This is a genomic window from Enterococcus ureilyticus (genome assembly GCF_001730315.1).
Taxonomy (GTDB): Bacteria; Bacillota; Bacilli; order Lactobacillales; family Enterococcaceae; genus Enterococcus_L; species Enterococcus_L ureilyticus.
This window is the reverse complement of the sequence record NZ_MIKC01000012.1, coordinates 229270-249478: the sequence shown is the minus strand read 5'-3', so window position 1 is coordinate 249478 and position 20209 is coordinate 229270. Positions and strand designations below refer to the sequence as shown.

At 35.0% G+C, this 20209-nt stretch carries 20 protein-coding genes; 6 read left to right on the top strand and 14 right to left on the bottom strand.

All coding sequences use genetic code 11. From position 1 onward, the window contains the following. Nucleotides 1-3 precede the first annotated feature (3 nt). The 11 genes from BCR24_RS07670 to BCR24_RS07620 form a co-directional block, all read right to left on the bottom strand. A complete protein-coding gene (locus BCR24_RS07670) occupies nucleotides 4-1422 on the bottom strand; it encodes an ABC transporter ATP-binding protein (RefSeq protein WP_069639958.1) in 1419 nt (472 codons plus the stop codon). Then, the gene (locus BCR24_RS07665) at nucleotides 1419-2117 is read right to left on the bottom strand and encodes an energy-coupling factor transporter transmembrane component T (protein ID WP_069639957.1); all 699 of its coding nucleotides are present in this window, start codon (nucleotides 2115-2117) and stop codon (nucleotides 1419-1421) included. Before BCR24_RS07665 ends, BCR24_RS07670 begins: the two co-directional genes overlap by 4 nt. Further along, nucleotides 2092-2709: an MptD family putative ECF transporter S component gene (locus tag BCR24_RS07660; RefSeq protein WP_069639956.1), complete on the bottom strand. Its 618-nt coding sequence runs from the start codon at nucleotides 2707-2709 to the stop codon at nucleotides 2092-2094. Before BCR24_RS07660 ends, BCR24_RS07665 begins: the two co-directional genes overlap by 26 nt. Beyond that, the gene (locus tag BCR24_RS07655) at nucleotides 2706-3878 is read right to left on the bottom strand and encodes a hypothetical protein (RefSeq protein WP_069639955.1); all 1173 of its coding nucleotides are present in this window, start codon (nucleotides 3876-3878) and stop codon (nucleotides 2706-2708) included. Before BCR24_RS07655 ends, BCR24_RS07660 begins: the two co-directional genes overlap by 4 nt. A 158-nt stretch (nucleotides 3879-4036) precedes the next feature. Continuing rightward, the gene (pcp, locus tag BCR24_RS07650) at nucleotides 4037-4681 is read right to left on the bottom strand and encodes a pyroglutamyl-peptidase I (RefSeq protein WP_069639954.1); all 645 of its coding nucleotides are present in this window, start codon (nucleotides 4679-4681) and stop codon (nucleotides 4037-4039) included. A gap of 147 nt (nucleotides 4682-4828) precedes the next feature. After that, entirely contained in the window at nucleotides 4829-5773 is a 945-nt protein-coding gene (locus BCR24_RS07645; RefSeq protein ID WP_069639953.1) for a DUF979 domain-containing protein, read from the bottom strand. Next, complete coding sequence (locus BCR24_RS07640; RefSeq protein WP_069639952.1) at nucleotides 5770-6471, bottom strand: DUF969 domain-containing protein; 702 nt, start codon at nucleotides 6469-6471, stop codon at nucleotides 5770-5772. The genes BCR24_RS07645 and BCR24_RS07640 overlap by 4 nt, the downstream gene beginning before the upstream one ends. A 245-nt stretch (nucleotides 6472-6716) precedes the next feature. Then, complete coding sequence (locus BCR24_RS07635; protein WP_069640010.1) at nucleotides 6717-8858, bottom strand: J domain-containing protein; 2142 nt, start codon at nucleotides 8856-8858, stop codon at nucleotides 6717-6719. A 184-nt stretch (nucleotides 8859-9042) separates the two neighbouring features. Then, complete coding sequence (locus BCR24_RS07630) at nucleotides 9043-9996, bottom strand: alpha/beta fold hydrolase (protein WP_069639951.1); 954 nt, start codon at nucleotides 9994-9996, stop codon at nucleotides 9043-9045. After that, the gene (locus BCR24_RS07625) at nucleotides 9983-10639 is read right to left on the bottom strand and encodes a TetR/AcrR family transcriptional regulator (protein WP_069639950.1); all 657 of its coding nucleotides are present in this window, start codon (nucleotides 10637-10639) and stop codon (nucleotides 9983-9985) included. The genes BCR24_RS07630 and BCR24_RS07625 overlap by 14 nt, the downstream gene beginning before the upstream one ends. A gap of 134 nt (nucleotides 10640-10773) precedes the next feature. Further along, entirely contained in the window at nucleotides 10774-12270 is a 1497-nt protein-coding gene (locus BCR24_RS07620) for an Lsa family ABC-F type ribosomal protection protein (protein ID WP_069639949.1), read from the bottom strand. A gap of 373 nt (nucleotides 12271-12643) precedes the next feature. Between BCR24_RS07620 and BCR24_RS07615 the strand changes: the two genes are divergently transcribed. From BCR24_RS07615 to BCR24_RS07600, 4 genes are all read left to right on the top strand, one after another. Then, nucleotides 12644-13279 (top strand): hypothetical protein, encoded by a 636-nt coding sequence (locus BCR24_RS07615; protein ID WP_069639948.1) that lies wholly within the window; start codon nucleotides 12644-12646, stop codon nucleotides 13277-13279. A 130-nt stretch (nucleotides 13280-13409) separates the two neighbouring features. After that, the gene (locus tag BCR24_RS07610; protein ID WP_069639947.1) at nucleotides 13410-13793 is read left to right on the top strand and encodes a VOC family protein; all 384 of its coding nucleotides are present in this window, start codon (nucleotides 13410-13412) and stop codon (nucleotides 13791-13793) included. A 34-nt stretch (nucleotides 13794-13827) separates the two neighbouring features. After that, nucleotides 13828-14667 (top strand): Cof-type HAD-IIB family hydrolase, encoded by an 840-nt coding sequence (locus tag BCR24_RS07605; RefSeq protein WP_069639946.1) that lies wholly within the window; start codon nucleotides 13828-13830, stop codon nucleotides 14665-14667. Between the two features lie 115 nt (nucleotides 14668-14782). Continuing rightward, nucleotides 14783-15634, top strand: a complete 852-nt coding sequence (locus tag BCR24_RS07600; RefSeq protein ID WP_069639945.1) for a MurR/RpiR family transcriptional regulator — start codon at nucleotides 14783-14785, stop codon at nucleotides 15632-15634. Nucleotides 15635-15690: 56 nt separating this feature from the next. Here BCR24_RS07600 and BCR24_RS07595 read toward each other — a convergent pair whose 3' ends face one another. The 3 genes from BCR24_RS07595 to BCR24_RS07585 all read right to left on the bottom strand — a co-directional run bounded on the left by BCR24_RS07595 (nucleotide 15691) and on the right by BCR24_RS07585 (nucleotide 19264). After that, nucleotides 15691-16440, bottom strand: coding sequence for a zinc ribbon domain-containing protein (locus BCR24_RS07595; protein WP_069639944.1), 750 nt, complete (start codon nucleotides 16438-16440; stop codon nucleotides 15691-15693). 11 nt (nucleotides 16441-16451) lie between these two features. Further along, nucleotides 16452-17603, bottom strand: a complete 1152-nt coding sequence (locus BCR24_RS07590) for a glycoside hydrolase family 3 protein (RefSeq protein ID WP_240604477.1) — start codon at nucleotides 17601-17603, stop codon at nucleotides 16452-16454. Between the two features lie 128 nt (nucleotides 17604-17731). Then, nucleotides 17732-19264: a zinc ribbon domain-containing protein gene (locus BCR24_RS07585; RefSeq protein WP_069639942.1), complete on the bottom strand. Its 1533-nt coding sequence runs from the start codon at nucleotides 19262-19264 to the stop codon at nucleotides 17732-17734. 233 nt (nucleotides 19265-19497) lie between these two features. Between BCR24_RS07585 and BCR24_RS07580 the strand changes: the two genes are divergently transcribed. Together BCR24_RS07580 and BCR24_RS17275 are read left to right on the top strand one after the other, a co-directional pair. Continuing rightward, entirely contained in the window at nucleotides 19498-19896 is a 399-nt protein-coding gene (locus BCR24_RS07580; protein ID WP_069639941.1) for a VOC family protein, read from the top strand. Between the two features lie 164 nt (nucleotides 19897-20060). Then, complete coding sequence (locus BCR24_RS17275) at nucleotides 20061-20186, top strand: hypothetical protein (protein WP_275579374.1); 126 nt, start codon at nucleotides 20061-20063, stop codon at nucleotides 20184-20186. Nucleotides 20187-20209 lie beyond the last annotated feature (23 nt).

Below are 20209 nucleotides of genomic sequence, written 5' to 3'. Positions count from 1 at the left end.
TTTTTAGTGTGTTTCAATAAAGTAGTCTTCAATAATTTGTCCTTGATCAAAATGAAGAACTCGTTGACAGGTTTGATTCAGAAATTCTTTATCATGGGTGATTACCAATACTAAAATATTTGCCTGAAGCAGCCAACGAATTGTATTGCTGACTTCTTCCATATGCAATAAATCCAACCCACTGGTCGGTTCATCAAAAATAAGTAACTTTTTACCAGATAAAACAGCACTAGCAATTGCTACACGCTGCTTCTCACCTCCCGATAGTGTTTGGGGATGTCTCGTCAAAAGAGATTCTAGGTTAAGCATTTTCACAACTTTATCAACGTCATGTATATTTTTGGCATTTAAACGAATTTCTTTTTCTACTGTTTCAAAAAACAACTGTAAATTGACATCTTGCATCACAACAAAACTTTCCTTGATCAACTCTTTGGCTGACATTACAGAGCCATTCAACTGGATCATTCCCTGTTTTACCTTGACCAATCCTGATAAAATCTTAGAAAATGTCGATTTTCCTGCTCCATTATGACCAATAATTCCTGTAATAGAACCACTTGTCAATCTTAGTGAAGGAATGTTCAACACAGAAGCTTGCTTGCGGTAATGAAAATCAAGACCTTCGCAGGTTAACACAACTTCCCCAATCTCTTTTGTTTCTACCCTACACTTTGTGAAATACGTCTGCTCAAGGGATCTTAATCCCATTGCCCGGATATCAGCTGGGGATTTTCTGTCCATTTCTTGTCTAGAATAACTTTTGATGATTTCACCTTTATCCATCACTAAATATCGGTCTGCAAGCTCGGTTAAATAATACAGCCGATGTTCAGAAACAATGATCGTCATTCCTTGCTCTTTTAATACTTGTAAGTAGGTTTTCAAGCGATCAATTGTTGCTTCATCTAAATTGCTTGAAGGTTCATCCAATAAAAATAGCCGATGCTTCAACATGCTAGCTGATGCAAAAGCGATCAATTGTTTTTCTCCACCAGACAAATGAAACATACTTCGCTCTAAAAATTCCTCTAATGAAAACAAACGAGTTATTTCCTTGATTCGTGCAATCATTTCATTTTGAGGAACACCATAATTTTCCATAGCAAAAGCCAGTTCAGAATACACATCACTCGTAAAAAATTGGGTCTTAGGATTTTGGAACACCACGCCGATTTCTCGAACATATGCGTTGAATTCTTTCGTCAATAGATCTTGCTCTAAGACAGTTCCTGTTCCCGTTAGATCACCAGCATACAATTCAGGTATCAAGCCGTTTAAAATCCTTAATAACGTCGATTTACCACAACCGCTTTTACCACATAATACAATAAATTCACCCGCTTTGACCTCTAAATCCACTTGTTGGATGATCTTAGCTTGGTCCTCATAAGCGAACCCCACATTATGCAAGTCAATCATTCAATCAACCTCCCAATAATTCCAGATAACACTAAAATGCCGATCAAAACGTAATCTTGTATTTTCAAACGAATCTCATAAATACTTGTATGAGTCGTCGGATTAGCTAAGCCTCTTACTAAAGCGGCAGAGGATAAGTCTAGTGAAGTATTTTCAGCAGACATTAAAATTGGAACAATGATATACTCCATCGTTTGAAATGGATGAAGAAACAAATCCACAGTAGAAACTGCAATCCCCCTATATTTCATAGCATTACGAATACTTTTAAAATCTTGAAAAAGAGTGGGAAAAAAACGGAACAACACGGTTAATGGAATAATTAAACTAAACGGTATGTGACATTTCTTCAAAGCGGCGATCCACTCACTGATTCTTGTTCGATTCATTGCAAAAGCGGCTGCCATAATGGTGGGCAGCATCCGTCGATTGCCAACAAACAAGAAGTCAAAAAAAGCGGCAAAAGAGTTGTCGATATAGGGGAAAAGTAAATAGTCGCCTAAAACGAGCAACCAAAAAATACTATAAAAAATTGTTCCTTTTTTTAGGCTGCCATTTAAAATAAATAGGCTATATAACAGTGACACAAATAAGATCTCGGCTTTAAAAGGCAATGGGAACATCAACAAAAAACTGGCAAACAAAATCGTACATAATTTACTTCTGGGATCAAACGTTACGTATGTTTTTTCCATAATTTTTTCCTTTAGTTTTATCAAAGTGCTTTTCATAAATTTTTTGGCCAATCAATAGCCCTACAATACTACACAGAATTACAGAGACAACACACACATAAAAGGTCGTTGTTGTGATCGGCGCAAAAACTTTATCGATATAAACAGTATCTTTACCACGTGCTACCAGTGAATCAACATATGCATTTTTCATGAACCATAAGGGTAAAACTGGCCCCATTAAACCAAAACTAAAAACCGTATAACTAAGTAGCGTTCGGATTTTTTCCGATAATTTTGTACGATATTGAATCCAATCAGCTGCTACCGCACACACTATATTGGGCAAAAAGGATAACGGAAAGTGACCGGAAACTAAGAAGAACAGCCCCATTACACTACCCATGATTGTAATTGCCCCAAAACGAGGAATTCGATGGAGCACTAATAGATACACGATTCCAGCAAAAAGAGCAGTGGCACTTGGGATTAACACTGAATTAAATGCGGGAATCGTAAAACGTAAAATAACCATTGCAATTGTTACGACTAAAAAATAAATTGCTGTATAAATGCCAACTGAAATAAAATCTTGAATTTTTAACTTTTTCATTTTTGTATTGACCCTTCTTGTTTTAATGTGAATAAAAATAATAGCTGTCCATATGTTTCACTAATAATTTTTAACTGATAACGTCCCGCTTTTTCAAACTGCGCACCAGATAGTAAAAGTTCCTCTTCAAGTAACTCAAAGTCTAAAGAATAGCCATTTTCAGAAATTTTCTTTGATTTGACTAATTCAAAACGAGCAGTTTGCTGTTCTAATTCTTTCACCAAGCCATTGTCGATCGATAGAGAAATCGTCTCGCCAAGTATATAGTCAGATTTAGATAGGTGTGGCGAGAATCGCATGGGTTGCTTTAAACGAGTCCTAAAATGAACATCTTCAAAGCCCTCCGCTAGGATGTCGAGGCTCACTTCTTCCTCTTTTTCCCACTTGTCAAACAGTTGATACCTTAGTTGATTTGAATTCGCTAAAAGACCAAATTCTAAATGATTTTCTGGTTTGTGGTACAAATAATCAGGCCATAAAAGTGGGACAGTCTTACCATTTTTAGTTATTGTAACACTATATATATATTTACCATAAGCTTCATGAAACTGATCATAAGTTGTTATCTCATATTCTGGTAAAAATTGAACCATTGCAGCATAACTATAATGAGAAAAATAATACATTTCATTCACGTATTCAAGTTGACTTTGAATAGCTTTGCCATTTTTTTCCTGACTATTTTCAAGTAACTCTCTTGCCCCATAGGTACCATCTAGAAATAGCCGTTTTCTTTTATAGCTGCTGACAAATGTTTGTTCATCGTCATTCACAGGTTTTAACGAGTGAATCGTTTCTAGCTTTTCTTTGAACTCTGGATAAGCTTCAGGAGAACTACTGGCTAAGATATAGTCAGTAACCGTGATATAAACTGGTATATTTTTAATGCTATAGCTATTGTCATCAGTCAAAAGTATTTTTTGTTGATTTGTATGCGGAAATCTACTGATAATTTGCTGAAATTTTTCAGACAACGTATAATCGCTTTCTACAAAACCTGAGCAATCTGCTTGATAAAAATCAAAAAACGACAATGTTGATTCACCAAATAAATAACTTGGTAGCTGTTTATCCTCAATGTAGGTGTGCTCATCAAGCTTCACCGAACAACGCTCTGTTGCTTGTTTATCATATTTAAGTGAAAATGTTGCCAGATTTATTTCTTTCATTGAATCACTCCTTTCCTATTTCGTTAGTATAGCACAACAAAATGATAATGAGAATCATTATCATTGAAATATAATCATTTATACATTCTTACGTTTCATAATGAAAAAGGAAGAACAAAACAAGTGTTTTGTTCTTCCATGTTTGATCAGCAATGTCTCTAATGTGTTGTTCCAGTATTCTCTTCAATATCTTCTTTCGTTATTACTGCTGCTTCAATTGCATAGAGCAATGAATCGGCAATTGTTTGAATTGGCATTGAAGGTGTTCCAACCGGTCGATCGATGACTTGAGTCGGTTCAAACGGCACATGGATAAAACCACCTTTGATTTTTGGGAATTCTTTGTCGATCATATACAATAAACGATACATGATATCATTGCAAACGAAAGTACCAGCTGTATATGAAATGTAGGCAGGCAACCCGTGATTTTGAACATTCTTCATCATCGCTTTGATTGGTAAAGTCGTAAAGTAAGCAGTTTGACCATCCTCTTCAAGTTTTGCTCCAATTGGTTGATTTCCTTTATTGTCAGGAATTCTTGCTTCAGCTAAATTGATGGCTACTCGTTCAAAGGAAACAGCACTGCGCCCGCCAGCTTGCCCAACACAAATAACGATATCAGGTTGATGTTCTTTGATTGCAACTTCCAATACTTCTCCACTCTCTTTAAAAACCGTGGGAATCTCTAATTTGATTATTTTTGCTCCTGCGACTTCATCAGGAATCATTTTTACCGCCTCATACGCTGGATTGACAGAATCCCCGCCAAAAGGATCAAAACCCGTTACTAATACTTTCATAATAAAAACCTCCTAAAATTTAAAAGCTTAACAGGCTCGTTTTGCTTCGACTGAAAAATAGGAAAAATCTAAAGTGACGCTTTTTTTGTCACATTCTATTTTTATCTTTTTTCCGAGAAGCTAGCCTGTGAAGAGTTGTTTGACTTATTATTTAAATAAGATCATATAAATAACTTGAAAAACAAACATAAATAATGCGATAAACCATTGATTTTTAATTACACCATATTTATCCTTCATTTCTAACATTGCTACTGGTACGATATTAAAGTTTGCAGCCATTGGTGTCAATAATGTGCCGCAATAGCCACATGTCAAAGCTAGCATACCAATCAATGCTGGATTTGCTCCATAGGCTAAGACAAATGGTGCACCGATGCCAACCGTCATCACTGTAATTGCAGCAAATGCGTTTCCCATAATAATCGTAAACAACATCATGCCAAAAGCGTAGATGATAATCCCAACAGTGACATTTCCTTGCGGTACAATCGTACCCACCGCAGATGAAATCACTGTACCTACCCCAGCACTAGTAAACACCGCCCCGAGTGATGCCAGTAGCATCGGTAACATACTTAATGGCCCAACTGTGCCAAGCATATCTGCTGCATCATCCAAAAATGTAGTAGGTTTATTGTTTTTAGAATAAAGCATCAGGATCATAATTGCTACTAAAACACCCACGCCCACACCAACAAGTGCGCCAAGTTTTGTAAACAATGCAAATATAATGGCAAAAACCCCAATACTTAAAGCTGGAATAAAGATTTTCATTCCCAACTTATCAGACATTTGCTGCATATATTCTTTAGAAGGTAGTTTACTTTGCCCCTTACTAACTTTTTTCAAAATAGCTGGAATCGTCATTGAAAAAATTAGGATACCGCTGATCAAAGATGGGATAAAACGTCCACCACCAATTACGATCCCCAAAGCACACCAAAAATAACCTGTTCCATAACGATGAGGATTACTTTTATCTACTAAATTCTTCACGCCTGTGTATATCAAAATTAAGCCCATTAAAATATATAAAACTTCTAATAACTTCTCACCAAGCAAAATATCTGAGTTCATAAAATAATTCATGATAGCCCTCCTTTTTGTTTGGTAGTACCATAATATTTTTTCATCAAGCGACGATCCTTGGTATAGAAATAAATGCTTGCCGTAACTAATGCTACTAAGGCTACAGGAATTTCAACAGCTGCGAGTTGCACTAAGCTGACTTCATACCCTAATTCTTTTAAAGTTGATTGAACCAACAGTCCTCCAGAACCACCGATAAATAATACTTGACCAAAGAACCAGCAAATATTTTCCATTGCTGAGGCCATTCCTTTTAACTCTTCTTCATACTCTTTATTTAATTCTAAATTTTGAGATTCAACTGCTCCCAGCGACATTGGTAAGATAATTGGTCGAACAAATCCTGCCACTCCACCAAAACTAACGTTGAAAGCGGCAAAAATCATTCGAAAAACGCCATAAATATCAATAATCAATCCAGCTGAAACTTTTTTGAATCGTCTGATCAAAGAAGCTGCTGATTCTTTTAAGCCGTTTCTTTCTAAGGTTCCTGTTGCTAACATAATAATAATAAAAATAGCCATTCCTCTGTTACTTACAAAACTTGTACCTAGAATATCTAGCATCCCTTCCAAACCAATGCCGCCCACCAAAGCGGTAACAACTAAAGCAATCATTACAATCAAAATTGAGTCTAGTTTCATAGTAAAGCCAACTATGACAATTAGTACACCTAATAAACTAAGAATATTTTCCACTCGTCACACTTCTTTCTTCATTTGATAGTTTGGTTCATTTTTTGAAAGGTATCAGAGTTATCAACTCAATCTGATTCCCATACAAAGAATGACCTCTTTATTATACACATTTTTTGATTATTTTTTAATTTTTACCATAATAATGAAATAAAAAAGTTACTCTGAAATCAAGAGATGTTCAGATATAACTTTCTTTCAATCTATATTCAATTAAAAAAGTTTATTATCTCTTCCTCAATGCTCTATCAGTAAACCCCCACTTCTTCTTCGGCTTTATCGTAAATCAGCTTGGTTTTATTCGCATCTAATTTTTCCCAGTTTTCTCCATAAATATGTTCCAAGCGTCCATAGGTGTCATAGGAGAGAATATAACGATGGTCGTGTTTTTCATCATTGATGATTGTGTATAGTTTGTCCTCATCATCTTGGCTGATCTGCCAAGTCCCCCCTTCGAACTCATCTGCTTTAGGCATTTTACTATTTTTCTCCAACAATTGTTTGACATTATCTGTAACATATTCTGAATGATCTTTTAAATTTTGATCACGTTCATCAGATAATAAATAATAAACAACAAAAAACTTTTGCGACATTATTGGCCGAACTTGAATATCCGCCCACAATTCCTCGAATTTATCTTGTGGTAATAATTCCCAACCCTCTCCATAAACATTTTCGATTTTTTCATCATTTGTTTCTTGAAGAATGATGAACGGTTCCTCTTCATCTAGTAAATTCAATGCTGTGACAAAGCCATATTCTGAAACGTTATCTGGTGAAGAATAGAAATCATATTTGGATTCGATCGTTATTTTGGGTAACTCTGAAACTACCATTTGCTTAGCTTGTTCCTTGGCTTTTCCAACTAAATGTTCTTCTACAAACGTATCACGATCCGTATCTTCTCGATTGATAAAAAAGTAATAAAGAAATTGATCATACAAATTCTCACTTTCTTTTAAATCTGATACTTCATCTGTAAAATAGCTAGCTTTGGATTCACTTTCTCCACTGACAAAGGATTGAATATCAGAAGGAGTGGTATAAGAATTCCGTTCTTCAAGTCGAAACAAACTATTACCAATTTTAAACAGTGCCAAGAGGATCAAACAAACAGCCCATATATTTCTGCCCACACCCTTTTCTTTTTTGAGAGGACCTTGGGGCGGTTCTATCACTTGTAACATAGCCAATTCTTTTGATTGAAATAATGCCGGGTCTTTTTTGGCTAATTCTGCCCAGCATTCTTTTACACGAGAATGACGTTTTAAGCGAAAATAAACATAGCCTGTTAATAAATCAATCGTTGTCGTTGGAATGGTTACTTCGCTTTTATCATAAATCAAGACAGCGTTGGCAGATCCTTCATTTTTGACCCATTCATAATAGGTTCTAAAAAAAACACTCGTATTCGTCTCATTCAAGGCAAGGACTTCAGCCAATAATTCATTCAATGAGCTGACCGTATGTTCCTGTTCTAGTCTAAAATCATTCATCAAAAGATGCGCAATTTGCAAATTGATGACATCTTGATCTTTTGTCGTCACAGCGTGACATGAATTCAAACGCTCTTGCCAAAGAGCTTGATCTGGAAGACCATTGTCGAAAAGGTGAAAAAGTTCATATCGATCCGTAAAATAGGCAATCCGCTGTTCTAATTGAATATTCTGATAGATGTCAAATGAAAAAGATGGAACCTGCTTGATCGCTGCCCATGTATAACAAAAATAATCGCCAGATTTATAATCTTTGATCAACGAATCAAAATCAAAAAATTCACCAATATACTCAATAACTTGCTTGGATAATACACGATAATTTGCCAGTAAAAATCCCTTCATTATATCTGAAATGTCACCATGTTCATCAATTGACCACTCCAGATCTTCTGAAAATAGCAACGTCCATTTTTCTACTTCAGAAAAGAACGCCATTTCGTCATAAAGTGCTGCTAATTTATGATCAAAGTGTTCAACGTTGTTCGTTTGGCTTTGAGTGATTGTCTCTGGTTTCGTTATGCTTTGATTATTTTCCTTGCGCTCAAACGAGTCTTGTTCGAATGTTATTTCTTCATTATTTTGAACAGTCTGTTGTGTCTTTTCATGTTCTAACTTACTTGTCTTTAGCTCGACTTTTTGTTCTATATCGTTCGGTGGCTCTTCATCTGCTGCTTCAATTGCGGCTATAGTTGTTGATTTTTCGATAGGTCGACCACTTTCAATAATCGTTCCTGCTAGAAAAATAGCCGAATCAAAGGCTTCTTTTAGCTTTTGAAACGCAATCGCCTCATCTTCTACATTTATTGTTTTTAGTTTTGCAGCATAGGCCCGCTTTATCTTTTTTTTATCTGAAGTTGGTTCCAACCCCAATATTTCCCAACAATTCATAACCCAACGCACCTTCTCTTTCTCCAGAACCTGCTTCTATTTAGCTTATCTACCATTATGACAAAGAAAGGATGGAATAACAATACTAGAAATCCTTGATGTCAATGTTAATTCAACACTTTTCCAGATAAAAAAAACACGAATCATCAACTTTTTTTAGAAGTCAACAACACATGTTTTTCAACTACTCTTTCATAAATTGTTCCAAGTTTTTAGTCATTGTTTCAGCTTGATTGTGGTGTAGATAATGTGTACCAGAAAGTTCGACTACTTTTCCTTTTGAAACACTTGCTGCTTGTTCTTCATGAAGTCCAAGCCAATTTGCTAAAGACGCATCATTTTCTTTTGCAACAAACAAAAGTAGTGGCAGGTTCTTTGGAAAAGTTAGTTTTTTAGCATCTTTAAAGGTGTCGTCCAATGCTTTGCCTTCTTTGCGAACTGTTTCATTACTAAGGTTTTTCATATTTAGCATACGTAACTGCTCAAATGTTTCTTCAGACATCCCCTCAACTTTAAAACTTTCAGGATTAATCTTGACCAGAACTCTCATCAAGCCAGACTTTTGAATAAAATTAGGCAACGTATCATTAAATCCAGGCCAAGCTTGATTTGGCACACTTGTGTCGATGCCCACAAAAGCTTTCACATTTTCTGGGTATTGGTTTACATAATTGAGCCCATAAATTCCAGCAATTGAATGACCCATCAAAATAAATGAGTCAATCTTGAGTTTTGCAACAACTGTCTGAATTTCCTCGATGATCTTTGCAGCACTTCGTTCTCGTTTTGTCTGACTGCTTAATCCATAGCCAAATGGTTCAATTGTCACAACACGATATTTATTTTTTAATTCATTGATCAGTGCCTTAAAATCCATTCCTGGACTGGCCGTTCCATATCCTGGTAATAATACAATCGTTTCAGGTCCTTTCCCTTCATCTAAAACGTTCATAGTTCCATCAAAAACTGCTATTTTTTCGCCATAATCTTTGATTTGATTCACTTCACTTCGTAAACTGATTTGATGAGTAATATAGACACCAGTCATTGTCACGACAATAAAGCCTAAAACAATTAGACAGACAATTTTTAGGTTACGCAAGACACGTTTAAACCAACGTTTTTTAATTCCGCCCATTTCCTACCTCTTTCTCTTTGATGCCACTGATTATTTGTTCTATTATCTCATCACTTAATAAATGAACGTTGATTCCGTCCAATATATATCTTGTAGCATAGAGCTTATCCCAAAAAGTGTCGATCGTATTCGGAAATAGTGCCACGATAAACCAAGTTCCCAGTAGTAATACAATGATTTCTGCTACTTGTTTTGAGTATTTTACATTCAAAGAGCCATCTTTATTCCCCTCATTGATAAACTGCTCAATTTGAGGAGATAAACGATCATTGCTATTCATGATGTACAGCATAAAAAATTTGGGGTTATTAAATAAAGAATAGGTCATTTCAAAGGAAGCACCCACGTCTTTATTAAACAACGTTTCTAACAATAACTGCTGCATCTTTTCTAAGCCATTAAGATCTTTGCGTTGATTGATCTCATCAAGGTATTTGGAAGAAGGGATTAACCGTTTGACTACGCCATCAATAATCTCTTCTTTTGAACCAAAATGATGATAAATAGCTCCACGAGACAAACCATCTAATGCATTGACGATATCTTGGATCGTTGTTTTTTCGTACCCTTTTTCTATAAATAATCGTGTGGCTGCATCTAAAATATCTTGTACCGTTGCTTCGGTATCGTATCTTTTTGTCAAAATTTTTGCTCCTCTCAAAACATACCAAATGAATGTTTTTTTAAGAGTAGCCTTTATTCTCATACTTGTCAAAAGAAATGAATAGGAAAACCTGTCAAAATAATGATAAACATCATCTTTCAACAGGTATTTCCTTACTTATTCAGCGTAATAATTTGGGTGGCTATTTTTTTTAAGAAGACTTGATCATGTTCAACTAAAAGCATGCTTGGTTTTATCGACAAAATCAATTGCTCTAATTGTTCTTGATTAAAGACATCCAAATAATTTAATGGTTCATCCCAAATATAAAGTTCAGCCGGCTGGGCCAATGATTTAGCGAGTTCAACTTTTTTCCGTTGCCCCATACTCATTTGTTCAATTCGATTTTGAAAGACTTCTCGTTCCATTCCTAGTTTATGCAAGTTATTGAGAAATTCTTGATGATCGAGGTTTTGTTCTTCAGAAAATTCCAGTAGCGTTCCTCGATTGTCTTCATAGTTTTGACGAACATAACTGATTTTTAATCGCTCTGGACGAATCACTGTTCCTTGACGACCACCATCAAATTGATTCAATAAAAAGCGAATGATCGATGATTTCCCTGAACCATTTGGACCAGCTAAAGCGATTCTTTGGCTTTGGTTTAACTCAAATGATATTGCTCGAAACAAGGATTGTTCTTGATAATTTAACTGTAAATTCTCAACTGTCAATAATCGTTTGAGATGTCCTGGTTGATAATTCATCGTTAATAAATCGATATATTCAATATCTTTAAGTAGATTTTCTTTTGCCGTCAGCTTTGTTTCCATCCGATGTTCGATTGTTTTTGCACGTTTCATCGTACGAGCTGCACGTGCACCGATTGCACCAGTATCATAAATTGCTCCACTCCCCTTTTCAGAGGCTCTACCATATTTATCTTGTTCTTTAGAACGCGACCATTCTACTTTTTCAGCAGCTGTTTTTTTCAAGCGGCTGACTTCTTTTTTTAATTTTTCACTTTGCGCCAGCTCAAAATCATCTTTGATTTTTTTCTGTTCTTCATAAACTGAAAAATTTCCGTGGTAAAGCTCTATCTGGCTTTTCTCAATAGATAATACATGATCTACCACTTCATCCACAAAGGAACGATCATGACTGATCACAATGAATCCTTGACGTTTCTTTTTCAGATACTCCGCTACTTGTTTACGTCCAACAATATCTAAATGATTCGTTGGTTCGTCAATCAAGGGAAAGTAATGAGCATCAATAAACAATAAAGCTAATAAAACTTTTGTCTGTTCACCGCCAGAAAGGCTTTCAAACTCACGCCATAAGATTGCAGGATCTACTTGGAGAAGATTTAACTCACGTTCGATTTCCCATTGCTCAAACTCACTGATTTCTTGCAATACATAGTAAGTCAATTGCTTACTATCTTTAATTGGTTGAGGAAAATACAGAAATTCTAATTGATGAATAATTTTTCCACTATACACCAATTGATCCTGTAGAATTTTTAGTAAGGTTGTTTTTCCTCGACCGTTTCTGCCAATCAACCCTAATTTCCACTGAGTATCAACGTTTAAATTTGCTTGATCGAATAGTAGTGTTCCTTGAGTGTCATACCCGAATGTTATATTTTTTAGTTCAATTTTTGACATCGTCTCACCTCGTTTATGAAAAGCTGAAGGAAGTTCAATGATTCCTTCTACACTTTTCAGAACTAGCAACGGGATTTCGAGTACACAAAAAATCCGTACCTTGAAAAATCATGCCAATTCTGAAAATCTGCACACTGCTCCCCTGAGATAGCTCAAGTTACAGTCTGAATGCAGCTTCAACAAATTGACTTAATTTTTCAATGCACGGATCCCTCACTTCGTCTTTTTATGCTTTTACTATATCATGATCTTTTTCTCTCTGTCAACAATGCTTGGTTCTCTATTCTAAAAGAAACTACTAAAATGAAGAAAGTAACGTATACTATGAAGTATAGTAGCTATTATTTATGATTATTCGCTGGGAGGTAAACACTTGAAAATAATAATTTGTATTCACGCTCATTCTTCTAACATCCCCTATTTGACTCAACTATTTCAAGATAAAGACAATGTTATTTTAGAGCATTATGTCATGACAGATTTTTTTGAGATCATCACAAAAGAAAGACTCACTCAATTTATTGAAGGTAAAATAACAAAAAATGTCTGCAACGTCATTATTACTTGCACTATGTATTCCAACTTGATTCAACAGGAATCGATCAAAGGTGTACCAATTATTCGTGTAGAGCATCCATTACTCGAACACACTACAACGAATCCTCATCAAAAACACTTGATTTTTTCAAATCCTAAAACAGTCGCTGAAACGGTTAAAAAAGTCGAAGCGTTCTACAAAAAAAAGCAGTTGGTTCCTGACTTTACTATCTCTGTTATTCCTGACGTTTTCGATTTAATCTTAACCAATCAAAAAGCAGCTTACCGGCAGTCCTTGATTAACTATTTGACCTTACATAAAGAAAAATGGTCAGGTGATATTTATTTAATGCAACTTTCTATGGCAATCGTTTCAAAAAAAGATCTTGTCCCTCTGACTAATTCTGTATTCACGATTCTTGAAACTTTAGATAGAGCCATCAATGAGGAATTATCAAAAAATCTTGAATGAAAATTATCATATTTAGTCTTTAAGAACGAGCAATCTTGAGAAGATTCTTTCAACCTTCTAGAAAGTCTGCTTTTTGATTTCGTTTTCCTATATACTATACTCACAACTAACGATTAAAGGAGACTTTACAATGAAAATTGAACATATTGGCTTATGGGTAGCTGACTTGGAGAAGATGCGGACGTTTTATGAAACCTATTTTGATGCGCACTCTTCAGCTCTTTATCATAATAAAAAAACGAGCTTTCAATCCTATTTTCTGACATTTACGGATGGTGCAAGACTTGAAATCATGAGAAGAGTTGATGTTGTTCAACACCTTTCTGAGAATGAGGGTTTAGGATTTGCTCATTTAGCAATCTCTTTAGGGAGCAAAGATAGTGTTGATAATCTAACCAATATCTTGGTTACGGAAGGATATGAACTATTAAGCCCTGCTCGTACAACTGGTGATGGCTATTATGAATCGGTCGTTGCCGATCCTGAAGGAAATCGTCTAGAATTAACAATTTAAAACTATAAAATCGATGCTTATTGGAGGAAATAAAATGGACATAAAAGCAATTGTACTAGATATTGATGGCACACTCTTAAATGATGACAAAAAATTGATGAAAAAAACGAAAGAAGCGTTGATCAAGGCTCAAGAAAAGGGAATCAAAGTCATCTTAGCTTCTGGTCGACCTACCCCTGGAATGTTAAAATTCGTGGATGAACTGCAAATGAACCAATACGACGGGATGATTGTATCCTATAATGGCGCTCACGTTCTTGATGTCTGTAGCCAAAAAGAACTTTTTAGTCAACCTCTTTCAATCGAAAATAGCAAGAAAATTTTAGAGCATCTAAAATCATTCGATGTAAAGCCGATGATTGCTAAAGATGAATATATGTACGTCAATAATGTGTTCGACGGCATGTTAGACTTAGGGGCTACTGACGGGCTATTTAATATTATTGAATATGAATCACGTGGCGGTAATTTCCAGTTGTGTGAAAAAGAAGATTTAGCAGCTTTTGTTGATTTCCCACTACACAAAATCCTAGTTGCTGCTCAGCCAGAATATTTAGAAGAACACTGGGAAGAAATACTTGCACCATTTAAGCAATCCGTTAGTGGCATGTTCTCTGCACCGATGTACTTTGAATTCACTGACCAAGGTATTGATAAGGCGAATGCTTTGGAGCAAACCTTGAAGCCTCTGGGCATTCATAGAGAGCACATCGTTTCATTTGGTGATGGGCATAATGATCTCTCTTTAATCAATTACGCAGGCCTGGGGATTGCAATGGGCAATGCGGTTGATGAATTAAAAGATGTAGCGGATAAGATCACAACATCAAACAATGAAGATGGCATAGCAACGGCTTTAGCTGAATTACTTTAATCTGTTAGAAGTAGATCTGAATCAAAAAAACGGAGCTATCTTTTTATGATTCACACATTCAGTCATATTCAGGTATAATTCACTTATACAGACTGAATTGAAAGGTGTCTATCCCATGAATCTTATGCTTAAACTAAAAAATTTAGATAAACTCACAACGAGTGAACAAGTTCTTGTTGACTATATTCTTGATGCTCCTGAAAAAGTGATCCATTTTTCTCCAAAAGAATTAGCAGTACATTCTTATGTATCGATTTCGACAATCTACCGATTGATCAATAAACTTGATCTTGATGGCTTGAATGATCTTAAATTTGCACTAGTTACCTATCTGAATGAACACGGTACAGAGCCAATGATTGATATTGACTACCCCATTTCTGCTGAGGATAATCACTATGCTATGACCCAAAAACTCAAAACAGTTTATGAACAGACTATTCAGTCGACAATTGATACCAATGATGTTGAAATGTTAGCACTTAGTAGCGCTTTACTTGAAGAAGCAAATATTGTCGATATCTATGCATCATCAGCAAATATTTACTTTGCTCAAAATTTTCAATTTCAAATGCAGGAAATCGGTCGCAACATCAATGTACCAATTGATGATTATCGGCAAAACCTAACGGCTGCAAATAGCACACCTAATCATTTAGCCATTGTAGTCTCTTACGAAGGGCGTGGCTCAAGTGTCAAAAAAATTCTTAAAATCTTAAAAAAGAATCAGTGTAAAATTTTATTGATTACCTCATTGCATAGTCCATTGTTACAGGAAAAAGTGGACGGTGTCTTTTATTTTTCATCAATGGAAAATCATTACAATAAAATTTCATCTTTTTCCACTCGAATGTCTTTGATGTCCATCTTTGATCGTTTATATCTTAGTTTCTTCAACCAAGACTATGACAAAAATTTGGCTTATAAACTCGCTAACTATCAAAAAATGAACCCAAATTTAATCTAAGATGATTCTGCACAAAAGACAGCTCACTTTTTACACTGAGCTGTCTTGATTTTCGTTTATCCAAACAAGTTAAAGAGAACAATCGTAATCAACTGCGAATCACCTAATAATAAACAGGAAAAAGAAAGTACGATAAAAGAAAATAATAATAACAACAATGTCAAACTAAATCGTCCCAAAGCTCCCTCTCTTTTCCAAATATTATCTGTAAAAGATAAACTGACGATTAAAGCAGATAGGAAAAATAGCCCTGCAACAATCTGGAAAGAATTAGTTACTAGAAAAGCAATCAACACTGAAAATAGACTAACATATACCGTCAAACTTGCTGGACTAAAAAGCCACCCAAACGCAGTTAGGAACGATACATCCTTTTTCAGGAGCTTATTCATTATTAGGAAAAAGAGTAAGATAAAAACAAAAAAATAAGCACTTAACAACAATACTATTTCTTTAGAATAACGAATTTCAGCAACACTTCGACTGATCGCAATACTATTAAGAACAATCAATAATAAAAAATTAACTACGCCAAAAATTGGTATTGTTTTTATTTGTACCGCGTTTTCCTCTTTTATCTGGGCATTTAACCAACGGAAATAATTTTTGCTCTCTTTTTTTAGCTGTTGAACAGTTTGATTCGTTTTTAATTGTTCATTTAGATTTTGTTGTAATTGAACGCTTTTTTCCAACACTGTTTCTCCAGACTTTGTTACACCAGATTCTGTTATTTGGCTTTGACCACAGGCTGGACAAAACTTAGCTTCCTTTTTAACTTCTTTTCCGCAACGATTACAATTATTCATTTTTTACACCTCTACCCTTTTATTAATCCTATCTCCATTTTCATTTTTAATACTCGATAAACGGACTGATCCAGCTCTTTCATCGTATAAGTACCTTGTTCGATTCCTTGTAAAACAAAAGGGATTTGTTCTTGAAACGAAGAAGATAAAATCAAATCATTCCCTGCCTTTAAAGCAGCTAAACCCGCTTCTTCTTGAGAAATAAAATTAGCTAAACCTGCCATATCCATATCATCTGTCATGATCACACCTTGAAAACCTAACTCATTTCGCAAAATGTCATGAATAGGCTGAGAAATTGATGCTGGCATAGTTGCATCAATACTCGTAATGATATTATGAGAAACAAGAACACTATCCGCACCCGCAGCAATACCTGCTTTAAATGGTAAAAAGTCATTTGTTCTTAATTCTTCCAACGTACGATCATCATAGACGATTTCTATATGAGAATCACGATTATTCCCATAACCTGGAAAATGCTTTAGCGTTGATACTAATTTTCCCTTTTTTAATTCTTCTACACTAATTCTTACATATTCACTTGTTTGTTGGGCATCCAACCCTAAAGTTCGATCATAAATAAAGGCTTGGGGATCAGTTGCTACATCAGCATCTGGAAACAAGCCACCTTGAATACCATATGAGTGTAAAACTTCTGCTTTCTTCTGAATTTCTGAACGAATCCCTTCCCAACCTGCTTGTTGGTAGATTTCTTGAGGTGATTTAAACGCCTCCGGAATTAAATCGATTCCTCCACTTAAACGTGAAACTGTTCCACCTTCTTCGTCAGAAGCTATAAATAGTGGGAGTTTACTTACAGATTGGTAAGAAGCAATTTTTTCTTTTAATGATACTGGCGTTTCAGTCTCCATATCTCGACCAAATAAAAGATAACCACCTAAATGATAATTTTGAATATTTTCCAACTGGTCTTCCATTGGGACACGAGCTAAAAATAATTGTCCAACTTTTTCTTCCGCACTCATCGAAGCGATCATTTCTTCAATTACTTTATCTTGATTATTTTCAAGAATAATTTTACTTTCTTTAGTTGTAATCGTTGTTTCTTCAATCGTTTTAGTTAAAGAGCTTTCTTGATGATTTGTTCCTTCTTTTTGACTAAACAATAAAATCACCGCTAAACTAATGCCAATAATCACTAATAAAATGAATACTGCACTGATAATCGTCTTTTTATGATTGATAATTGTCCCTCCTAAAATTAAACGCTTTACACAAAAGCTGACAAAAATAGCCTGTAAGTCGTACTAATAAATCGTTAATCTGTTCATTCAATTCCACCATTATCAACGATTTCAAAGTTTTCTTTTCCGCCTAAACTTTGAATATTGAACTGCTTTTCTGTGTCATTATACCTCAGCGTTGCCTTTTGATAGCGAAAAATTTGTGTCACATCGTTTTGTTTATACTCTTTGTAATGGGTCTTATACTTGATCAAGTATTGCACATCATAACAATCTTTACCATTCATTTTAACAGATTCCACCGTAGGAGTTCCACTTACTGAACTCTTGCTTTTACTATCACGCACAGATTGAATGAATGTATCAAAGTCTTGGTACTCAACATTGCTTTTAGTATCTGTAAAGTAAGTAGAAAATGTTTGTTTGGTTGTTTCATCATACGTTGAATAAGATCCTGTATAACTAGAGACATCTCCATAGAAATGGGACAAAAAGGCTTCAACCTCTGATTTTCCTTTGATTCCTGAGAAATCCAGCTCAATGATCGATGCATACGATTCGGGATCATATTCGCTAGCATCAAAAGATAGCCCATCAATCGTGTGTTGTTTTGTTTCGATAATGCTTTTATCTGCTAATGTTTTTTTTAATCGAACAGTCATTCCCTGATTCCAAATTTGATTTTTTACTTCATATTCCCCATTAGAAAGTTGACCAATTTTTTTGTCATTGATAAACACTTCTGCATCAGAGATATTGGTTTTTACTTTAAATGAAAGCTTGCGAAAGTCAAGATCAACTTGATTCATTTTAATTAAGCCAGTATGGTGAGCTTGAATTAAATCAACTGTTGTTTCACTTTGCTCACCTAATAATTCTCCCTTGATAGTATATTCTGTCGGCGTTAAGGGGCCCCAGACTGTCTGAAATAGATCCTGATCGGTTCGTTCTTTTTCTTGGTCATCCAAAAATAACTGCATATCCTTCTGGTTTGCTGTAATGGTGATATACCCAGGTTTTAGTTCCCATTGATAGGCATCAAAAAGCAAAAACTTCCTGCCACTTCTTAATAATGATAACTCACCTGTCTGCTTATCCCCAGTTTCTAACTGCAAAATTAATTTAGAAAAGGCTTCTTTATGCTCGTTGTGTTCATAATAAGCGAAATATCTTTTTAATTCATTTTTTGTTATTTGATAATTAGGATCTGTTGAAACGGTCAATTTTTCCATTTGATTGATATCTTTATTCCTCACGATCTCTATCATTCGTTTTAGCTGGTTCTCTTTACTGTAATAATTTTTTGCTGTAAAATAGCTTCCTATAACTAAACAGAAAAGGATTGCAATGATTGCTAAGAAAACTCTTTGACTTTTTTTCATTCGCACTTTATTCTTACTCGTTTTACTTCCTTCTGATTGCAGTGAATTTGTGTGCGATACTGATTCACCACAGGCAGGACAAAATCGAGCCTCTTCTTCTATCAATGAACCACATGAACAAACTATTTTGCTGTCCTCTTCTACTTTTTGGCTTACTTCAAATTGTAGTCCACAGTTTTCACAATAGACTGCATCCTCGTAATTTTCATGCTGACATGACTGACAACTTTTCATGTTTATCTCCTATTTCTACAATTTTTACTCCCTACCTTATCATTCTATTTCGCAAACAAAAAGTCAACTATTTTTGTGATTAAATTGGAAATAAATGAAGATTTATAAAAAAAGAAAGCCTATGCCATCGATTTAAATAACAGTTTTCATTTAATCCGTTATTTTTGACAAAAAAATAAACACATGAGATGCTCTAGTCGTAATCAACAAAAAATGAGAGAAGGTTGGATCTTATGGCAACAATGGTTTTTGTAAATTTCCCAGTCACTGACGTAAAACGTTCTACTGAGTTTTATGAAAAATTAGGGTTTAAAAAGAATCAAGACTTTTCTACAGACGAAACAAGTTCGATGGTGTGGGATGATAACTTTTGGATCATGCTCTTAAATCATGCGTTTTACAGTAAGTTTATTAAGGATAAAACAATTGCAGATACTAAAACAACTAGTGCTACATTGATCGCTTTTAGTTTGGATAGTGCTGAAGCGGTGAAAAAATTTGGTGAAACTGCAAAGGCCAACGGCGGTGACTTTTACAAAGTTGATATGGGGATTTCAGAAGATCAAATGTTTGGTCTTGAAGTACAAGATCCTGATGGCAACTCTCTAGAACCAACTTGGATGCAGATGTAAAAGGGAACGAATAAACTTGATTTTTACAGAGTAGATTTTTCTACTCTGTTTTTATTTTCTAACTAGTAACCAGCTTTATTATTTGGTAGAAGCAACTTCTAAGTTATCATTTAAGCGAGTAATGCAAAGTTAGGCTTAAATCTTAGTTGCAGGAGGAATAGTTAATGAAAAATTTTATAAAAAATCACTTGATGTTATGCCTAACCATTGTGATTGGAATCTTTTTAGTGTTTGTTTTAATTATCCATCAAACCGTTTCACCACATTGGATGCTTTATCAATCGATTTAATGGACAAAACATGGAATGAAATA

Coding starts and splice junctions, on each gene's coding strand:
- BCR24_RS07670 (WP_069639958.1), bottom strand. CDS start 1,422: ATGATTGACTTGCATAATGTGGGGTTCGCTTATGAGGACCAAGCTAAG.
- BCR24_RS07665 (WP_069639957.1), bottom strand. CDS start 2,117: ATGGAAAAAACATACGTAACGTTTGATCCCAGAAGTAAATTATGTACG.
- BCR24_RS07660 (WP_069639956.1), bottom strand. CDS start 2,709: ATGAAAAAGTTAAAAATTCAAGATTTTATTTCAGTTGGCATTTATACA.
- BCR24_RS07655 (WP_069639955.1), bottom strand. CDS start 3,878: ATGAAAGAAATAAATCTGGCAACATTTTCACTTAAATATGATAAACAA.
- pcp (WP_069639954.1), bottom strand. CDS start 4,681: ATGAAAGTATTAGTAACGGGTTTTGATCCTTTTGGCGGGGATTCTGTC.
- BCR24_RS07645 (WP_069639953.1), bottom strand. CDS start 5,773: ATGAATTATTTTATGAACTCAGATATTTTGCTTGGTGAGAAGTTATTA.
- BCR24_RS07635 (WP_069640010.1), bottom strand. CDS start 8,858: ATGAATTGTTGGGAAATATTGGGGTTGGAACCAACTTCAGATAAAAAA.
- BCR24_RS07630 (WP_069639951.1), bottom strand. CDS start 9,996: ATGGGCGGAATTAAAAAACGTTGGTTTAAACGTGTCTTGCGTAACCTA.
- BCR24_RS07620 (WP_069639949.1), bottom strand. CDS start 12,270: ATGTCAAAAATTGAACTAAAAAATATAACATTCGGGTATGACACTCAA.
- BCR24_RS07610 (WP_069639947.1), top strand. CDS start 13,410: ATGAAAATTGAACATATTGGCTTATGGGTAGCTGACTTGGAGAAGATG.
- BCR24_RS07605 (WP_069639946.1), top strand. CDS start 13,828: ATGGACATAAAAGCAATTGTACTAGATATTGATGGCACACTCTTAAAT.
- BCR24_RS07600 (WP_069639945.1), top strand. CDS start 14,783: ATGAATCTTATGCTTAAACTAAAAAATTTAGATAAACTCACAACGAGT.
- BCR24_RS07595 (WP_069639944.1), bottom strand. CDS start 16,440: ATGAATAATTGTAATCGTTGCGGAAAAGAAGTTAAAAAGGAAGCTAAG.
- BCR24_RS07585 (WP_069639942.1), bottom strand. CDS start 19,264: ATGAAAAGTTGTCAGTCATGTCAGCATGAAAATTACGAGGATGCAGTC.
- BCR24_RS07580 (WP_069639941.1), top strand. CDS start 19,498: ATGGCAACAATGGTTTTTGTAAATTTCCCAGTCACTGACGTAAAACGT.
- BCR24_RS17275 (WP_275579374.1), top strand. CDS start 20,061: ATGAAAAATTTTATAAAAAATCACTTGATGTTATGCCTAACCATTGTG.